Origin of the sequence: Hydrogenophaga flava NBRC 102514, from assembly GCF_001571145.1 — a bacterium.
GTDB lineage: Bacteria > Pseudomonadota > Gammaproteobacteria > Burkholderiales > Burkholderiaceae_C > Hydrogenophaga > Hydrogenophaga flava.
This window is the reverse complement of record NZ_BCTF01000013.1, coordinates 88,716-105,212: the sequence shown is the minus strand read 5'-3', so window position 1 is coordinate 105,212 and position 16,497 is coordinate 88,716. Positions and strand designations below refer to the sequence as shown.

Below are 16,497 nucleotides of genomic sequence, written 5' to 3'. Positions count from 1 at the left end.
ACCTCAGGGCTTCTGGGCCGCGGCGAAGCGGGTGACCTGCTGGCCGGGCGAGAGCACATGCACGCCGGCTGCGACGATTTCTTCGCCGTCCTTGAGGCCCGACACCACCAGCATCTCGTTGCCGTCGGCACCCGAGACCACCACGGTGCGCATGTTCACCCGGCTGCTGGCGGGGTCGAACACCCAGACCGCCGAGTCCTTGCCCCCTCCGCTGGCCTGGATCAGGGCACTGGTGGGCAAGCGCACCGGGGCCGGTGCGGTGGGCGCGGCCGAGGTTTCGTCGGCGAACACCACCGACACGGTGGCACCCAGCGCCACGCGGGCATCGGCGGGCAGGCCGAGCTTGACCTGGAAGGTCCGGGTGAGTGGATCGGCGCTGGCCGCGATCTCGCGCACCTGGGCGGCCAGCGGTTCCGACGAGGCAGGGCCGGAGGTCCACGGCCGCACCTGAGCCGTATGGCCGACCTTCAGCAGGGCCACACGGTCTTCAGGCACCGCGATCACGGCGTCGCGCGCGCCATCGCGCGCCAGCCGGACCACGGGCGCTCCGGCGGCCACCACCTGCCCCACCTCGGCCTCCACCGACAGCACCACACCGGGGCCGTCGGCCACCAGCCGGGCGTAGCCGGCCTGGTTGCCCTGCACCGCGCCCTGGGCACGGGCCTGGCGCAGCGCCGCCTCTGCCGCGTCGAGGGTGGCCTGGCGGCGCTCGATCTCGGCACCGCTGACAAAGCCCTGCGCCTTCAGATCGGAAAAGCGCTTGAGGTCGGCGGCGGCCAGGTCGCGCTGTGTCTGCGCGGCAACGATCTGGGCCTGTGCGGCCTGCGCCGCAAGCGCCAGGTCCTGGGCGTCGAGCTGGGCCAGCAACTGTCCGGCCACCACGCGCTGGCCCACCTCCACCGGCCGCTGCACCAGCTTGCCGCCGACGCGAAAGCCCAGGCGCGACTCGGTGCGCGCCCGGATCTCGCCCGCGTAGCCGCTCTGGGACTGCACCGCCGCGCGGGACACCGTCATCAGCTTCACCGCCCGCACCGGTTCCTGGGGCACTTCGGGACGGGAACAGGCGCCCAGCAACAGGGCAACCACCAGGACAGGGACATGCAACAGTGTCTTCATGGCAAAAGCGGAGAGCGTTGGGAGAAGCAGTGGATCGGCAGTCATGTTAATGACTGACCGGTTAGTAATCAATTCTAGCGCGATCGGCGTTCTGGTGTGGACGCACAATCCGGCGACTGTGCCCGCCACAACACCCTGTCTCCGCCCCGTCCCCGTCAACCCCTGCAGCGCCCGCCGCCCATGCCACCGTCCGCCAGCCCAATGACCACCGAGGTCGGTCACTATGAAAATTTTCCGGTGGCGTCCTGGCTCTGCCCGGCAGTGATCCGTCCGGCGGTGGTGGCGATCTACCACTTTGCGCGCACCGCGGACGACATTGCCGACGAGGGCCAGGCCACCGCGCCCGAGCGACTGGACCAGCTATCGGCCTACCGCACCGCGCTGGCGCGCTGTCTGGCTTCGCCTGCCCAGCCGGCGGATGCGGGGCAATGGCCCCAGGTGTTCGGCCCGCTGGCCCGGGCGGCCGAGCGCCACCGGTTGCCAGGCGATCTGCTGCACGACCTGCTGAGCGCGTTCGAACAGGACATCCGCCACACCGCCAGCGGCCATGTGTACGCCGACACCGCCGAGCTGCTGGCCTACTGCCGACTTTCGGCCAACCCTGTGGGCCGGCTGCTGCTGCACCTGTACGGCATCCACGACCCCGAGTCTCTGGACCAGAGCGACGCGGTTTGCAGCGCGCTGCAGCTGATCAACTTCTGGCAGGACATCTCGGTGGACCACGCCCGCGGACGGCACTACCTGCCCGCCGATGCGCTGCAGGGCCAGGGGCTGCGGCTGGAGGACTTCTCGGGCGGAGCGCCGCCCGAGGTGCAGGAGCGCTGCCGGCAGGTGGTGCGCGGGCTTTGCGAAGAGGCCCGGGCGCTGATGCTCGAAGGGGCGCCGCTGGCGCGCCGCATTCCCGGGCGGGCGGGCTGGGAACTGCGCCTGGTGGTCCAGGGCGGCCTGCGCATCCTGGACAAGATTGCCGCCATCGATCACCGCAGCTGGCTGCAGCGACCGACCGTCGGCAAGGCCGACCTGCCGCTGATGCTCTGGCGGGCGCTGGCTGGAACCAACCTCAGCACGCGTCGGCCGGCAGGCTGAAACCGAAACGGGCGCCTTCGCCGGGGCGGGCCGTGGCCCAGACCCGGCCACCGTGGCATTCGACAATGCGCCGCACCATGGCCAGCCCGACCCCCAGGCCCGGGGCCGGTGCGCCCTGCGCGCGCTGGAACAGGCCGAACAGCTCGGCCGCCTTCTCGGGCTCGAAGCCCAGACCGTTGTCGTGCACGAAATAGGCGTGGCCACCGGGCACCGCCTCGTAAGTGACCTCGACACAGGGCCGCTCGTGGCTGAGGGAGTGGCGAAGGGCGTTGTCCAGCAGCTCTTCCCAGACCCGGCGCAGCAGCGCCGCGTCGGCGAATGCGGGCGGCAGACCCGGCGCGAGCACGCAGGACACGGGATGGCTGCGCTGGCCCAGCTGAAGGTCCCGCAGGACCACCTGCACCATGTGGTCCACATCCACACGGACCGGATGAAGGTCCGCCGCCTGCAGCCGCGCCAGCGCAGACACCGACTCCATCAGGTGCTGCAACCGCCGCGTGGAATCCATCACCTTGTGCGACAGCCGCGTCACCTGACCGGGCTGCCCGGCGTAGGTTGGGTCGCCCAGCAGCTGGGCGTAGCTCGCCACGTGCCGCAGCGAGGTCCGCAGGTCGTGCGCGAGCGCATGCGAGATGTCCCGCAGGGTCTGCTCGGCAGAAGCCAGCCGGGTAGCGATGGCCGGGTCGCCCAAAGTGCCTGTGCCCGACGGCGACGCCGGGTCCGAACGCAGCGCGAGCGGGTGGTGGGAATCTCGGGACGAAGTCATGGCAGGAAGGCGGCGTCTGGAAGAAGGCGAAAGACCTGCATGTGGCAAGCGCCCGACACTAACCCCTGTGGGTGTGCAAACCTTTGCTCCCTTGCGGCCAGTACCCCACTCTGGTGCATTTATTTATTACGAATGTGACGGCACGCGCAGTTTGAGATGCCGCCATCCGGGCCTGTGTGGCAAACCCAGGGTTCTCCCGGGCGCGAAGTGCGACAGACCTCAAGCGCGGGGGGGGATGCGCCGATGGATCTGGAACGGTCTGTCTGCACCACGTACCCGCCCGCTGCGGCGAACCGCCCGATCCATGTCGCCTTCTGAAGCACCTCCCGCCGATCCCGCCCTGCGCTGCCTGGGCTGTGCCGCACGCACCAGTTGCCTGGTCGGCCTGATGCCGCGCATCCAGCAGGACCGCCTGGCCCCACTGATCGTGGAGCAGCGGTTTCGCAAAGGCGAGATCTTGCAGGCCGAAGGCACCGAGGTGGACATGGTGCGCACCATCAAGCTGGGCACCGTGATGCTCACCCGCTCGGGGCCCGACCGCGTGCTGCGCCCGGTGGCGCTGGTCGGGCGCGGGCACCTCATGGGCCTGATGGTCCTGCTGGGCCAGACCACACAGGTCGGGGCCAAGGCGCTCTCACCGGGCCGCATCTGCGACGTGCCGGTCGCGGCCATGCTCAGTGCCCTGGTCAAGGACACGGCGCTCCAGAACAGCCTGCACCGGCAGATCGGCAACACCATCGCCCGCCTGGCCGACTGGGGACAGACGATGCGACTGCGCGGCCTGCACCGCCAGCTGGTGGCCACCTTGATGCTGCTGGCGCACGAACAGGGCACCCGCATGGTCCGCATCCCCAGCCACATCGCGCTGTCCGAGCTGCTGCGGACCACGCGCGAGTCGGTGGCGCGCACGCTGCGCCAGCTGGAAGACCAGGGGCACCTGCAGCGCAACGACCGCTGGCACGTGACGCTGGCGCCCGGCCACGAACGCGTGTTCACCGAAGACGGGACGGCCCCTTCCTGAAAGGGTGCACCCAGATTGTCAATTTATATTGACACTTTTATCTGTACAAACCCCTAAAAGAAGACCGCCTGTGCCATACTGAATTGCATGGCACATGCATTCCCCTTCTCCGCGATCGTGGGTCAGGAAGAGATGAAGACGGCGATCCTGATCGCCGCCATCGACCCCAGCATCGGGGGTGTGCTGGTGCTCGGCGACCGGGGCACGGGCAAGTCGACCGCCGTGCGCGCCCTGGCCGCTCTGCTGCCCGCCATCAAGGCCGTGGTGGGCTGCCGCTACGGCTGCGACCCGCTGGACCCGGCCGTCCGCTGCCCCGACTGCGCCCGGCTGCGCGAGGGCAAAGCCCCCAAGTCCCACAGCATCCCGGTGCCGGTGGTCGACCTGCCGCTGGGCGCCACGGAAGACCGCGTGGTGGGCGCGCTGGACCTGGAACGCGCGCTGTCGCAGGGCGTCAAGGCTTTTGAACCCGGCCTGCTGGCCCAGGCCAACCGCGGCTTCCTCTACATCGACGAGGTCAACCTGCTGGAAGACCACCTGGTGGACCTGCTGATCGATGTCGCGGCCTCGGGCGAAAACGTGGTCGAGCGCGAGGGCCTGAGCGTGCGCCACCCCGCGCGCTTCGTGCTGGTGGGCAGCGGCAACCCCGAAGAGGGCGAGCTGCGGCCCCAGCTGCTGGACCGCTTCGGCCTCTCGGTCGAGGTGAAGACGCCCGACCAGCTGGCCGAGCGGGTCGAGGTGGTGCGCCGGCGCGATGCGTTCGAGCGCGACGGCGAGGCTTTCGTGGCGCGCTGGAAGAAGGAGGACGAGCGCATCCGGCGCCGTCTGCTCGCGGCGCGCACACGGCTGGCGCAGGTGGACCTGCCCGAGGCCGCGCGCGAGCGGGCCGCCACGCTGTGCATGGCCCTGGGCACCGACGGCCTGCGCGGCGACCTGACCCTGATGCGCGCCGCGCGCGCCCTGGCCGCCTGGGAGGGCGAGGCCGCCGTCGGCGATGCCCACCTGCGGCGTGTCGCCGCGCCCGCACTGCGCCACCGGCTGCGCCGCAACCCGCTGGACAACAGCGGGTCGAGCGCGCGGGTCGAGCGCGCCGTCGCCGAACTGCTGGGGCCATGAACCCCTTCGACAGCGCCCGCATCAGCGCCCGCATGGCGCTGGCCGCGGCGCTGCTGGCGGTGGACCCGTCCGGTCTGGGCGGCATCGCGCTGCGCGGCACTGCCAGCCCGCTGCGCGACCAGTGGCTGGCGCTGCTGCGCCGGCTGATGCCGCCCGGTTCGCCCTGGTTGCGTGTGCCGTCCCACGCGGGCGATGCCGCCCTGCTCGGCGGTCTGGACCTCACGACCACGCTGGAAACCGGCCGCCCGGTGGCGCAGCAGGGTCTGCTGGCCCGGGCCGATGGTGGTGTTCTGCTGCTACCCATGGCCGAGCGCGTGTCGCCGGGTGTGGCCTCCCACCTGGCGGCGGTGCTCGACCGTCGGCAGGTGGTGCTGGCACGCGAGGGGCTGAGCCTGCGTAGCCCGGCCCGGTTCGCCTTGCTGGCGCTGGACGAAGGCGCGTCCGACGAGGAGTGCCTGCCGTCTGCGCTGCTGGACCGGCTGGCCCTGCACCTGCTCGCGGAACCGGCGCCCGAGGGCGAGACCCCGCCCGACTGGCAAGCCGCCGACATCGAACGGGCGCAGATGCGACTGCCCCACGTGATCCTGCCCGAGCCGTTACTGCAGGGCCTGTGCGCGGCGGCGCAGGCCTGGGGCATTCACTCGCTGCGCGCACCGCTGATGGCGGTCCGGGCGGCGCGGGCGGCGGCGGCGCTGGACGGTCGCAACGAGGTCGACGACACACACGCCGCCCTGGCCGCCGCGCTGGTGCTGGCGCCGCGCGCGACCCGGATGCCGCCGCCCGCCGCGGACGACGACGCCGTTCCTCCGCCAACGCCCGCTGAACCCGGCCCGGCTGAACAGGCACCGGCCTCCCCGCCTGCACCGCCCCAGCCCGACGAGCACCCGGCAGACCGCGACGCCGCGCAAGCCGCTCGGCCGCCCGAACAGGCCGCGCTGGAAGACCGGCTGGTCGAGGCCGTCCGCGCCTCGATCCCGCACGGACTGCTGGCCGCGCTGCAGGCTGGCCAGGCGCGCCAGGCCCGCGCCAGCGCCGCCGGCCGGGCGGGCGCTGCGAGCAAGCACCCGAACCGGGGCCGCCCGGTCGGCAGCCGCCGCGCCGAACCACGCTCGGGCGCCCGCCTGCACGTGCTGGACACCCTGCGCGCCGCGGCGCCCTGGCAGCGCCTGCGGCAGGACGCTGCGGGCGGGCCGGCGCGGCTGCGCGTGCGGCGCGAGGACTTCCACGTGGTGCGCTACCGGCAGCACCGGCCCACCACCACCGTGTTCGTGGTCGACGCCTCCGGCTCCTCGGCCCTGCACCGGCTGGCCGAGGCCAAGGGCGCGGTCGAACTGCTGCTGGCCGAGTGCTACGTGCGGCGCGACCGCGTGGCCGTGCTGGCGTTCCGCGGCGCCGGTGCCGAACTGCTGCTGCCGCCCACGCGCTCGCTCACCCGCGCCAAGCGCAGCCTGGGCGCCCTGCCCGGCGGCGGTGGCACGCCCCTGGCCAGCGGCCTGGCCGCAGCGGCCGACCTGGCCGGCCAGCTCACCCGGGGCGGCGACTCGGCCACCGTGGTGCTGCTGACGGACGGCCGCGCCAACATCGCACGCGACGGCTCGCCGGGGCGCACGCAGGCCCAGCAGGACGCGCTGACTGCTGCGCAGCGGTTCCGCGCCGAGGGGCTGAGCGCCCTGCTGATCGACACCTCGCCACAACCTTCCGACCCGGCCCGAGCCCTGTCCGATGCCATGGGCGCCGCCTACCTGGCGCTGCCCCACGCCGGGGCCGAGGGGCTGGCGCGCGCGGTGCAACTGGCGGCCGGCCACGGCCGTTGAACACCATGCCGCGCCGACTCGACTGGCAGCGGGACGGCCCCGGCTGGCCCCACCACGAACGCAGCCGCTTCGTGCTGGCCAGCGGGCTGCACTGGCACACCCAGTGGTTCGACGGGCCGGGCGCCGACGCGCCCTGCGCGCTGCTGCTGCACGGAACCGGCGCATCGACCCACTCCTGGCGCTCGCTGGCGCCGCTGCTGGCCCGGCGCTGCCGGGTGCTGACTCTGGACCTGCCCGGCCACGCCTTCACCGGCCGCCCACCCGGCGGCATGGGCGCGCCCCAGCTCTCCCTGCCCGGCATGGCGCGCGCGGTGCACGGCCTGTTGAAGGCACTGGGCTGCACGCCGGCCCTGGTGGTCGGCCACTCGGCCGGCGCGGCCATCGGCATCCGAATGTGCCTGGACGGGCTGATCAAGCCCCGTCTGGTCGTCGGTATCAACGCCGCCCTGCTGCCGCCGGCCGGGCTGGCCGGGCCGCTCTTCGCACCGGCGGCCAAGCTGCTGGCCGCCGCGCCCTGGGTGCCACGCCTGTTCGCCTGGCGCGCCCACGAACCCGCGGTGCTGCAGCGCCTGCTGCAGGGCACCGGCTCGGTGCTCGACGCCGACACCGCGGCGCTGTACCGCCAGCTGGTCGGTTGCCCCGAACACGCCGCAGGGGCGCTGGGCATGATGGCCAACTGGGACCTGCAGACCTTCGCGCGCGACCTGCCGCGGCTGCGGGTGCCCCTGCTGCTGCTGGCGGCGGCGCAGGACCGCACCGTGCCGCCGGCGCAGGCGCACGAGGTGCTGGCGCGGCTGTCACCGGCCGCGCAGGCCCGCGTGATCGCTCTGCCCGGGCTGGGCCACCTGGCGCACGAGGAACAACCCGGGCTGGTGGCCTCGCACATCCTCTCGGCCCTGGGCGAGCCCGCAGCGGCGGCCTGCGCCTGACCCGTCCCTGCCCCGATCCTCGCCGGACCCACCGTGAACACCCCCCAGCCGCCCTGGCACCCCGACCTGCCCGAGGGCCCGCCGCGCCGGCTGTGCACCGACTGCGGCCTCTCGCGCACCGCCGACCCACACCGCTGCGGCCAGGCCTGCCAGTTCATCCAGCCCGACTACCCGGCACTGGAGCAGCGGGTGCATGGCCGCACGCGCGCCGCCCCGGGCGCGCCCGCCACGGCCGACAGCGGGGGCGACGACGAGCGCTTTTTCGGACCGTTCCGGCAGATGCACCAGGCCCGAATGCGACAGCCGCTGCCCGGCGCGCAGTGGACCGGCATCACCACCCGCATCGCCCAGCGGCTGCTGGAGACTGGCGAGGTGGATGCGGTGATCGCGATGGCGCCGCACCCGGACGACCCCTGGCGGCCGATGCCGGTGGTGGTGACCCGGGCCGAAGACATGGCGCTGTGCCGCGGCATGCGCATGGGCTACGCGCCGCTGATCGCCCTGGTCGAGCCGGCGCTGCAGCGGGGCCTCAAGCGCCTGGCCGTGATCGGCATTCCCTGCCAGATCTACGCCCTGCGCGCCATCCAGCCGCAGCTCGAACGCGACCACGGCCTGCAGGCCCTGCACGTGATCGGCATCCCCTGTTCCGACAACACCAGCACCGAGCGCTTCCACCAGTTCCTGGAACTCGTCTCGGACCGGCCGCAGGAGGTGAACTACCTGGAGTTCCGCGCCGACTACCGGGTCGAGATGCGCATGAAGGACGGCGCGGTGCGCACCATTCCCTTCCTGCAGCTGCCACTGTCCAAGCTGCCGCCGGACTTCTTCCCGCTCACCTGCCGCACCTGCGTGGACTACACCAACACCCTGTCCGACCTCACCGTCGGCTACATGGGGGGCCAGGGTGAGCAGTGGCTGCTGGTGCGCAACGCCCGGGGCCAGGCGCTGCTGGACCTGCTGGGCGACGAGGTGCACTGTCAGGCGCCGGGCAGCGCCGGGCGGCGCGCCGGCGCGGTGCAGGGCTTCCTGAAAAACCTGGAGCGGGCCGCCGGCGGCCTGCCACTGCGCCGCATGCCCGACTGGCTGCGCCCCGTGGTCGCCTGGCTGATGCCCCGGCTGGGCCCGCGCGGGCTGGAGTTCGCCCGCGCCCGCGTCGAGATGAAGGCGCTGGAGACGCTGGTGCACCTGGAGCGGGAGGCGCCAGCCCGCGTGAAGTCGATGGTGCCCGGGCATGTCCGGGCGCTGGCCCGTCCCTACCGTGCCAAAGATCACGACTAGGTGCTTACCCGTAGCACCGAAGAAATACAGTCACGCGCCATTGACAAACTGATGTGTCATGTTAGATTGACACCAGCACTTGTCACATGTTGATGACAAATGCTCCACCCGATGAGGGGGCCCATGGACATGTTGGCACGCATACAGCAGGCGCTCGAACAGGAGCTGACCTGTGCGCTCAGCCCCAGCGCCCCTCCCCGGCTCATGGCCGCCATGCGCCATGCCGTGTTTCCCGGTGGCGCCCGCATCCGTCCCCAGCTCTGTCTGGCCGTGGCCCAGGCCTGCGGTGACGACGCCCCCGAACTGACCGACGCCGCCGCCGTCGCCATCGAGCTGCTGCACTGCGCCTCGCTGGTGCACGACGACATGCCCTGCTTCGACGACGCCGACCTGCGCCGCGGCCTGCCCTCGGTGCACAAGCTGCACGGCGAACCGCTGGCCCTGCTCTCGGGCGACGGCCTGATCGTGATGGCCTTCCAGGCCATGGCCCGCGCGGGCACCCGCCACCCCGGCCGCCTGACCGGCCTGCTCGCCACCCTGTGCTCGGCCGCCGGCGCGCCGGACGGCATCGTCGCCGGGCAGGCCTGGGAGTGCGAACCCCGCGCATCGCTCAGCCGCTACCAGCGCGCCAAGACCGGCGCCCTGTTCGTGGCCTCCACCTGTGCCGGGGCGCAGGCCGCCGGCGCCGACCCGCTGGGCTGGCGCAGCCTGGGCGAATGCCTGGGCGAGGCCTACCAGGTGGCCGACGACATCCGCGACGTGATGCTGGGCAGCGACGAGCTGGGCAAGCCCAGCGGCCAGGACCTGCAGCACCACCGCCCCAGCGCGGCCGACGACCTCGGCCTGGCGGGTGCCCTGGGCTACTTCCAGCAACTGATGCAGGACGCGGTGGACGCCGTGCCCGACTGCGCACACCGCGGGGCCATGCGCGCCCTGGTGCTGCAGGAATCCGCGCGGCTGATTCCCCCGGACACCTGCGAGCGCATCGCCAGCGCGGCCCCGTCGGCGCCGCGCGCCGGTTCCATCCCGCTGCGCGGCGCCGTCGCCTGAACGCCATGGACGCCGTGCACAGCCCCTCGTCGATGCCGCTGGCGGTCACACCCGGTGGCTGGCGCGAGCGCCTGGCCGCGCGCATCGACCGCTGGAGCACCAGCCCCGCCCTGCACCGCTGGGCCATGGGCTCGGTGATGACGCGCTGGCTGGTGCGCCGCCGCTCGGCCCGGCTGTTCGCCTGCATGGCCGGCTTCGTGCACACCCAGGTGCTGCTGGCCTGCGTGCGGCTGCACCTGCTGGAGACCCTGGCCGAGTCGCCACGCACGCTCGACGAACTGGCCGCCCTCTCCGGCCTGCAGGCGGCCAGCCTGCAGCGCCTGCTCGACTCCGCCGTGGCCATGGGCCTGATGAACCGCCGCAGCTGCGGCCGCTACGGGCTCGGCGCCCTGGGTGCGCCGGTCGCCGCGCACGCCGGCATCCGCGAGATGGTCGAGCACAACGCCACGCTGTACGACGACCTGCGCGATCCGCTGGCCCTGCTGCGCGACCCGAACCAGGCGCAGATGCACACCTACTGGCCCTACACCCCGCACCAGCCGCGCGACGGCGCACCCGCCGAGACCTTCAGCCGCTACTCGGCGCTGATGTCCACTTCGCAGCGCTTCGTGATCGACGAGCTGCTCGCGGCCTACCCCTTCGCCGACCACCAGCGCGTGCTGGACGTGGGCGGCGGCATGGGCGGCTGGGTCAGCGCGCTGGCGCAGCGCCACCCGCAGCTGCACTGCACCCTGTTCGACCTGCCGCCGGTGGCCGAACTGGCGCGCGAACAGATCGCCCGCCTCGGCCTCGGCCTCGGCGCGCGCGTCAGCACCCACGGCGGCAGCTTCATCACCGACCCCCTGCCCACCGGCGCCGACCTGGTGACCCTGGTGCGCGTGGCGCACGACCACGACGACGCCACCGTGCTGCGCCTGCTGCGCGCGATCTACGACAGCCTGCCGGTGGCCGGTGCCCTGGTGCTGGCCGAACCGATGGCGCAGGCCGAGGGCGAGAGCCCGATCGACCCCTACTTCCACTTCTACCTGATGGCCATGGGCAGCGGCCGCCTGCGCACGCCGCAGGCCCTGGCCGGCCTGATGGCGCAGGCGGGTTTCACCCACATCGAGCTGGCGCCCAGCCCGGTGCCGCTGCACGCCCAGATCCTGGTCGGCCGCAAGTCGCGGGCCCAGGCCAGCCGGGCGGCCACCCCCCGCCGGAGGTGCCGCATGAAATCCGCCGCCATCGTCTTCCAGAGCCCTTGCCAGCTGTCGGTGCAGTCGCTGGACCTGCGCGCCATGGCGCCTGGCGACATCGAGGTGCAGGTCGAGTACAGCGGCATCAGCACCGGCACCGAGCGCCTGCTCTGGGACGGCAGCATGCCGCCCTTCCCCGGCATGGGCTACCCGCTGGTGCCCGGCTACGAAACCGTCGGCCGCGTGCTGCGCACCCTGGGCGACGTGCCACTGGCCGTCGGCGACCGCGTGTTCGTGCCCGGCTCCTACAGCTTCGAGGGCGTGCACAACCTGTTCGGTGGCGCCGGCGAACGCCTGGTCGTGCCGGCCAGCCGCGTGGTGCGTGTCGACAGCCAGAGCGCCGACGCGGTGCTGCTGGCCCTGGCCGCCACCGCGTACCACACCGTCACCTACGGCGGCACGCGCGACCCCGACACCCCGCCCGACCTGATCGTCGGCCACGGCGTGATGGGCCGCCTGCTGGCGCGGCTGACCGTGGCCTCCGGCGCACCGGCCCCGGTGGTCTGGGAAACGCAGGCGCTGCGCCAGGACGGCGCCGAGGGCTACGAGGTGCGGCACCCCGACGAGGACGAGCGCAAGAACTACCGCGCGATCTACGACGTCAGCGGCGACGCGCAGATCCTGCACAAGGTCATTCCGCGCCTGGACAAGGGCGGCGAGGTGGTGCTGGCGGGCTTCTACCACCAGGACATTTCGTTCGCCTACGCACCGGCCTTCATGCGCGAAGCCAGCATCCGCGTCGCCGCCGAATGGAAGCGCGCCGACCTGCTGGCCGTGACCGAACTCGTCAACACCGGCCGCCTGTCGCTGGACGGCCTGATCACCCACACCCACACGCCGGCGCAAGCGCGGGATGCCTACGAGGTCGCCTTCGGCGATCCCCACTGTCTGAAGATGGTCCTCGACTGGAGACACTGATGAACGCCCCTGAAATCAAGAGTCACCCGGTCCACTTCCAGGCCCAGCTGCGCCAGGAGGCCGCCATCGAGCCCGATCCGGTGCACACCGGCGAGGTCAAGAAAGAGACGCAGATCATCGCGATCTACGGCAAGGGTGGCATCGGCAAGAGCTTCACGCTCGCCAACCTCAGCTACATGATGGCCCAGCAGGGCAAGAAGGTGCTGCTGATCGGCTGCGACCCCAAGAGTGACACCACCAGCCTGCTGTTCGGCGGCCGCGCCTGCCCGACCATCATCGAGACCTCGTCGAAGAAGAAGCTGGCCGGCGAGCCGGTCAAGATCGGCGACGTCTGCTTCAAGCGCGACGGCGTCTACGCCATGGAACTCGGTGGCCCCGAGGTCGGCCGCGGCTGCGGCGGGCGCGGGATCATCCACGGCTTCGAGCTGCTGGAAAAACTCGGCTTCCACGAGTGGGGCTTCGACTACGTGCTGCTCGACTTCCTGGGCGACGTGGTCTGCGGCGGCTTCGGCCTGCCGATCGCGCGTGACATGTGCCAGAAGGTCATCGTCGTCGGCAGCAACGACCTGCAGAGCCTGTACGTCGCCAACAACGTGTGCAGCGCGGTCGAGTACTTCCGCAAGCTCGGCGGCAACGTCGGCGTGGCCGGCATGGTGATCAACCGCGACGACGGCACCGGCGAGGCACAGGCCTTCGCCACCGCCGTCGGCATCCCGGTGCTCTCGGTGATTCCGGCCGACGACGATATCCGCCGCAAGAGCGCGAGCTACGAAATCATCGGTCGCCCCGACTCGGCGTGGGGTCCGCTTTTTGCCCAGCTGGCCGCCAACGTGGACGCCTCATCCCCCATGCGCCCGACTCCTCTGACGCAAGACGGCCTGCTGGGCCTTTTCTCCGCCTCCTCGGTCGGCCGCGACGTGGTGCTGGTGCCGGCCACCGAGTTCGACATGTGCGGCAAGAGCGAGACGGTCAAGCCCTCGCTCGAAGTGGTTTACGACGAAGTCTGAACCCCAACAGCCCGACGCCATGAACGCCGTCATCCCGATCATCCCCGCGCCGGCTGGCGCCACCGCCATCGAAGGCGACGGCATGGGCTGCCATGCGGGTGGCGAGACGCTGCTGGCCGCCGCCAAGGCCGCCGGCAAGAGCGAGGTGCTGGCGCAGTACGCGCAGGATTACCCCAAGGGCGAACATGTCGGCCCGCACGACCAGCCCCAGAGCATGTGCCCGGCGTTTGGCTCGTTGCGCGTGGGCCTGCGCATGCGCCGCACCGCCACCATCCTCAGCGGCTCGGCCTGCTGCGTCTACGGCCTGACCTTCACGTCGCACTTCTACGGCGCGCGCCGCAGCGTGGGCTACGTGCCCTTCAACAGCGAATCGCTGGTCACCGGCAAACTCTTCGAGGACATCCGCGAGGCGGTGCACGCCCAGGCCGATCCAAGCCAGCTCGACGCGATCGTCATCATCAACCTCTGTGTGCCCACCGCCAGCGGTGTGCCACTGCAGCTGCTGCCGCCCTCGATCAACGGCGTGCGCATCATCGGCATCGACGTGCCCGGCTTCGGCGTGCCGACCCACGCCGAAGCGAAAGACGTGCTGACCGGCGCCATGCTGAAGTACGCGCGGCAGGAAGTCATGGCCGGCCCGGTGCCGGCACCGCGCCAGGCCCGCAGCGACAAGCCCACCATCACCCTGCTGGGCGAGATGTTCCCGGCCGACCCGATGCTGATCGCCCAGATGATCGCACCCATGGGCCTGGCCGTCGGCACCACGGCGCCCACCCGCGAATGGCGCGAGCTGTACGCCGCGCTCGACGGCGCGGCGGTGGCCGCCATCCACCCGTTCTACACAGCCAGCATCCGCGAGTTCCAGGCCGCCGGCCGCCCCATCGTGGGCTCGGCGCCGGTGGGTGTGGACGGCACGCACGACTGGCTCGGCGCCATCGGCGACGCGACCGGCGTGTCGCAGGCCCTCATCGACACCGCGCGCAACCAGACGCTCGGCGCGATCCGCGGTGTGCTCTCGCAACAGAAGATCAACGGCCGCATCACGCTCAGCGGCTACGAAGGTTCCGAGCTGCTGGTGGGTCGCCTGCTGGTCGAATGCGGTGCCGACCTGCGCTACGTCGGTTCGGCCTGCCCGGCCACGCCGTGGAACGCACACGACGCCGACTGGCTGCGTGCCAAGGGCGTGCAGGTGCAGTTCCGCGCCTCGCTGGAAAACGACCTCGACGCGCTGCACGAGTACCAGCCGCAGCTGGCCATCGGCACCACGCCGGTGGTGCAGGCGGCCAAGGAAGCCTGCGTGCCGGCCCTGTACTACACCAACCTGATCTCCGCCCGCCCGTTGATGGGCGTCGCCGGTGCGGGCTCGCTGATCCAGGTGGTCAACGCCGCCATGGGCAACCAGCACCGTTTCAACGCGATGAAGGAGTTCTTCGGCGGGGTCGGCCAGGGCGACGAGGCCGGCGTGTGGGAAGACGTGCCCAAGCCGTTTCCGAACTTCCGCAAGGAAATGCGCCGTCTCAACGAGAAGGCGGCCAAGAAGCGGGGGTCACAAGATGTTGGTGCTTGACCACGACCGCGCCGGGGGCTATTGGGGTGCGGTGTATGTGTTCACCGCCATCAAGGGCCTGCAGGTGGTGATCGATGGCCCGGTGGGCTGCGAGAACCTGCCGGTCACCAGCGTGCTGCACTACACCGATGCGCTGCCCCCGCACGAGTTGCCCATCGTCGTCACCGGTCTGGCCGAAGAGCAGCTGGGCCGCGAAGGCACCGAGGGCTCGATGAAGCGCGCCCACGCGGTGCTCGACCCCGAGTTGCCCGCCGTGGTCGTCACCGGTTCCATCGCCGAGATGATCGGCGGCGGCGTGACGCCCGAGGGCACGAACCTCATGCGCTTCCTGCCGCGCACCATCGACGAAGACCAGTGGCAATGCGCCGACCGCGCGATGTTCTGGCTCTGGAGCGAGTACGGCATGAAGAAGGTGCCGGCGCGCAAGCCGCTGGCCGAACGCCCTGCGGGCGAGAAGCCGCGCGTCAACATCATCGGCCCGAGCTACGGCGTGTTCAACAGCGCCAGCGACCTGGCCGAGATCCGCCGCCTGGTGCAGGGCATTGGCGCCGAGATCAACCTGGTGTTCCCGCTGGGCAGCCACCTCTCCGAAGTCTCGCGTCTGGTCGAGGCCGACGTGAACATCTGCATGTACCGCGAGTTCGGCCGCATGCTGTGCGAAGCCCTCGACCGGCCGTATCTGCAGGCCCCCATCGGCCTGCACAGCACCACGAAGTTTTTGCGCACGCTCGGCGAGCTTCTGGGCCTGGACCCGGAACCGTTCATCGAGCGCGAGAAGCACACCACCATCAAGCCGGTGTGGGACCTGTGGCGCTCGGTCACGCAGGACTTTTTTGCCACCGCGAGTTTTGCGGTGGTGGCCAACGGCACCTATGCGCGCGGCCTGCAGCACTTCCTGGAAACCGAGATGGGCCTGCCCTGCCGGTTTGCGGTCTCGCGCAAGGCCGGTGAAAAAACCGACAACGCGGCGGTGCGCGAACTGGTGAAGACCCAGACGCCGTTGATCCTGTTCGGCAGCTACAACGAGCGCATGTACCTGGCCGAGGCGGGGAGCACCGGCCCGATGCGCGCGGCCTTCATTCCGGCCTCTTTCCCGGGCGCCATCATCCGCCGCCACACCGGCACGCCGTTCATGGGCTACAGCGGCGCGACCTACCTGATCCAGGAGGTGTGCAACGCGCTGTTCGACGCGCTGTTTCACATCCTGCCGCTGGGCACCGACATGGATAAGGTCGACCCGACGCTGGCGCGTGGCGCGGCGGCCGGCCTGGCCACGCCCTGGGACGACCGCGCCCAGACCCGCCTGCACGCCCTGATCTCGAACCAGCCGGTGCTGGTGCAGATCTCGGTGGCCAAGCGGCTGCGCGACACCGCCGAGCAGCGCGCGCGCGAAGGCGGCGATGCCGCCGTCAGCGAAGAACACGTCAACACCGCGGGCCGCGAACTCGGCCTGGGAGAGCCGGCATGAAGCACATGGCGGCACGCCAACCCCTTCCGGATTCCGGCCCCAGGGCCGGTCCACCCCCATGTCGTGGCGCCTCGCTGCGGCTGCCCAGGTTGCGCGGGTCGGGCGCAACGCAGGCCTCACGGCCTTATT

Annotated in this window: 13 protein-coding genes; 11 read left to right on the top strand and 2 right to left on the bottom strand. The window is 71.5% G+C overall.

What is annotated here, in order from left to right; translation table 11 throughout:
- Positions 1 to 3: 3 nt before the first annotated feature.
- Positions 4 to 1,104, bottom strand: a complete 1,101-nt coding sequence (locus HFL01S_RS12880; protein WP_245644807.1) for an efflux RND transporter periplasmic adaptor subunit — start codon at positions 1,102 to 1,104, stop codon at positions 4 to 6.
- 192 nt (positions 1,105 to 1,296) lie between these two features.
- Here HFL01S_RS12880 and hpnC point away from each other — a divergent pair, with 192 nt between their 5' ends.
- Positions 1,297 to 2,202 carry a squalene synthase HpnC gene (hpnC, locus tag HFL01S_RS12875; RefSeq protein ID WP_066259011.1) on the top strand — a complete coding sequence of 302 codons (906 nt, stop codon included), beginning with the start codon at positions 1,297 to 1,299 and terminating at the stop codon, positions 2,200 to 2,202.
- On the opposite strand, the gene HFL01S_RS12870 is transcribed toward hpnC, so the two are convergent.
- Positions 2,177 to 2,968: a sensor histidine kinase gene (locus HFL01S_RS12870; protein WP_084383272.1), complete on the bottom strand. Its 792-nt coding sequence runs from the start codon at positions 2,966 to 2,968 to the stop codon at positions 2,177 to 2,179. The genes hpnC and HFL01S_RS12870 overlap by 26 nt on opposite strands.
- A gap of 304 nt (positions 2,969 to 3,272) precedes the next feature.
- Between HFL01S_RS12870 and HFL01S_RS25415 the strand changes: the two genes are divergently transcribed.
- The 10 genes from HFL01S_RS25415 to bchZ all read left to right on the top strand — a co-directional run bounded on the left by HFL01S_RS25415 (position 3,273) and on the right by bchZ (position 16,368).
- Positions 3,273 to 3,989 carry a Crp/Fnr family transcriptional regulator gene (locus HFL01S_RS25415; protein ID WP_066259007.1) on the top strand — a complete coding sequence of 239 codons (717 nt, stop codon included), beginning with the start codon at positions 3,273 to 3,275 and terminating at the stop codon, positions 3,987 to 3,989.
- 87 nt (positions 3,990 to 4,076) lie between these two features.
- Positions 4,077 to 5,102: a magnesium chelatase ATPase subunit I gene (bchI, locus tag HFL01S_RS12860; RefSeq protein ID WP_066259005.1), complete on the top strand. Its 1,026-nt coding sequence runs from the start codon at positions 4,077 to 4,079 to the stop codon at positions 5,100 to 5,102.
- Entirely contained in the window at positions 5,099 to 6,916 is a 1,818-nt protein-coding gene (locus HFL01S_RS12855; RefSeq protein ID WP_066259000.1) for a magnesium chelatase subunit D, read from the top strand. The genes bchI and HFL01S_RS12855 overlap by 4 nt, the downstream gene beginning before the upstream one ends.
- A 5-nt stretch (positions 6,917 to 6,921) precedes the next feature.
- Positions 6,922 to 7,845, top strand: a complete 924-nt coding sequence (gene bchO, locus HFL01S_RS12850; protein WP_066258999.1) for an alpha/beta fold hydrolase BchO — start codon at positions 6,922 to 6,924, stop codon at positions 7,843 to 7,845.
- Positions 7,846 to 7,878: 33 nt separating this feature from the next.
- A complete protein-coding gene (locus HFL01S_RS12845) occupies positions 7,879 to 9,123 on the top strand; it encodes a Coenzyme F420 hydrogenase/dehydrogenase, beta subunit C-terminal domain (protein WP_066258998.1) in 1,245 nt (414 codons plus the stop codon).
- Between the two features lie 123 nt (positions 9,124 to 9,246).
- Positions 9,247 to 10,173 carry a polyprenyl synthetase family protein gene (locus HFL01S_RS12840; protein WP_066258994.1) on the top strand — a complete coding sequence of 309 codons (927 nt, stop codon included), beginning with the start codon at positions 9,247 to 9,249 and terminating at the stop codon, positions 10,171 to 10,173.
- Between the two features lie 5 nt (positions 10,174 to 10,178).
- Positions 10,179 to 12,326, top strand: coding sequence for a chlorophyll synthesis pathway protein BchC (gene bchC, locus HFL01S_RS25695; protein ID WP_245644806.1), 2,148 nt, complete (start codon positions 10,179 to 10,181; stop codon positions 12,324 to 12,326).
- On the top strand, positions 12,326 to 13,333 hold the full coding sequence (locus tag HFL01S_RS12825; protein ID WP_066258993.1) for a chlorophyllide a reductase iron protein subunit X: 1,008 nt from the start codon (positions 12,326 to 12,328) through the stop codon (positions 13,331 to 13,333). Before bchC ends, HFL01S_RS12825 begins: the two co-directional genes overlap by 1 nt.
- A gap of 19 nt (positions 13,334 to 13,352) precedes the next feature.
- Complete coding sequence (gene bchY / locus HFL01S_RS12820) at positions 13,353 to 14,900, top strand: chlorophyllide a reductase subunit Y (RefSeq protein ID WP_066258992.1); 1,548 nt, start codon at positions 13,353 to 13,355, stop codon at positions 14,898 to 14,900.
- Positions 14,887 to 16,368: a chlorophyllide a reductase subunit Z gene (gene bchZ, locus HFL01S_RS12815; RefSeq protein ID WP_066258990.1), complete on the top strand. Its 1,482-nt coding sequence runs from the start codon at positions 14,887 to 14,889 to the stop codon at positions 16,366 to 16,368. The genes bchY and bchZ overlap by 14 nt, the downstream gene beginning before the upstream one ends.
- Positions 16,369 to 16,497 lie beyond the last annotated feature (129 nt).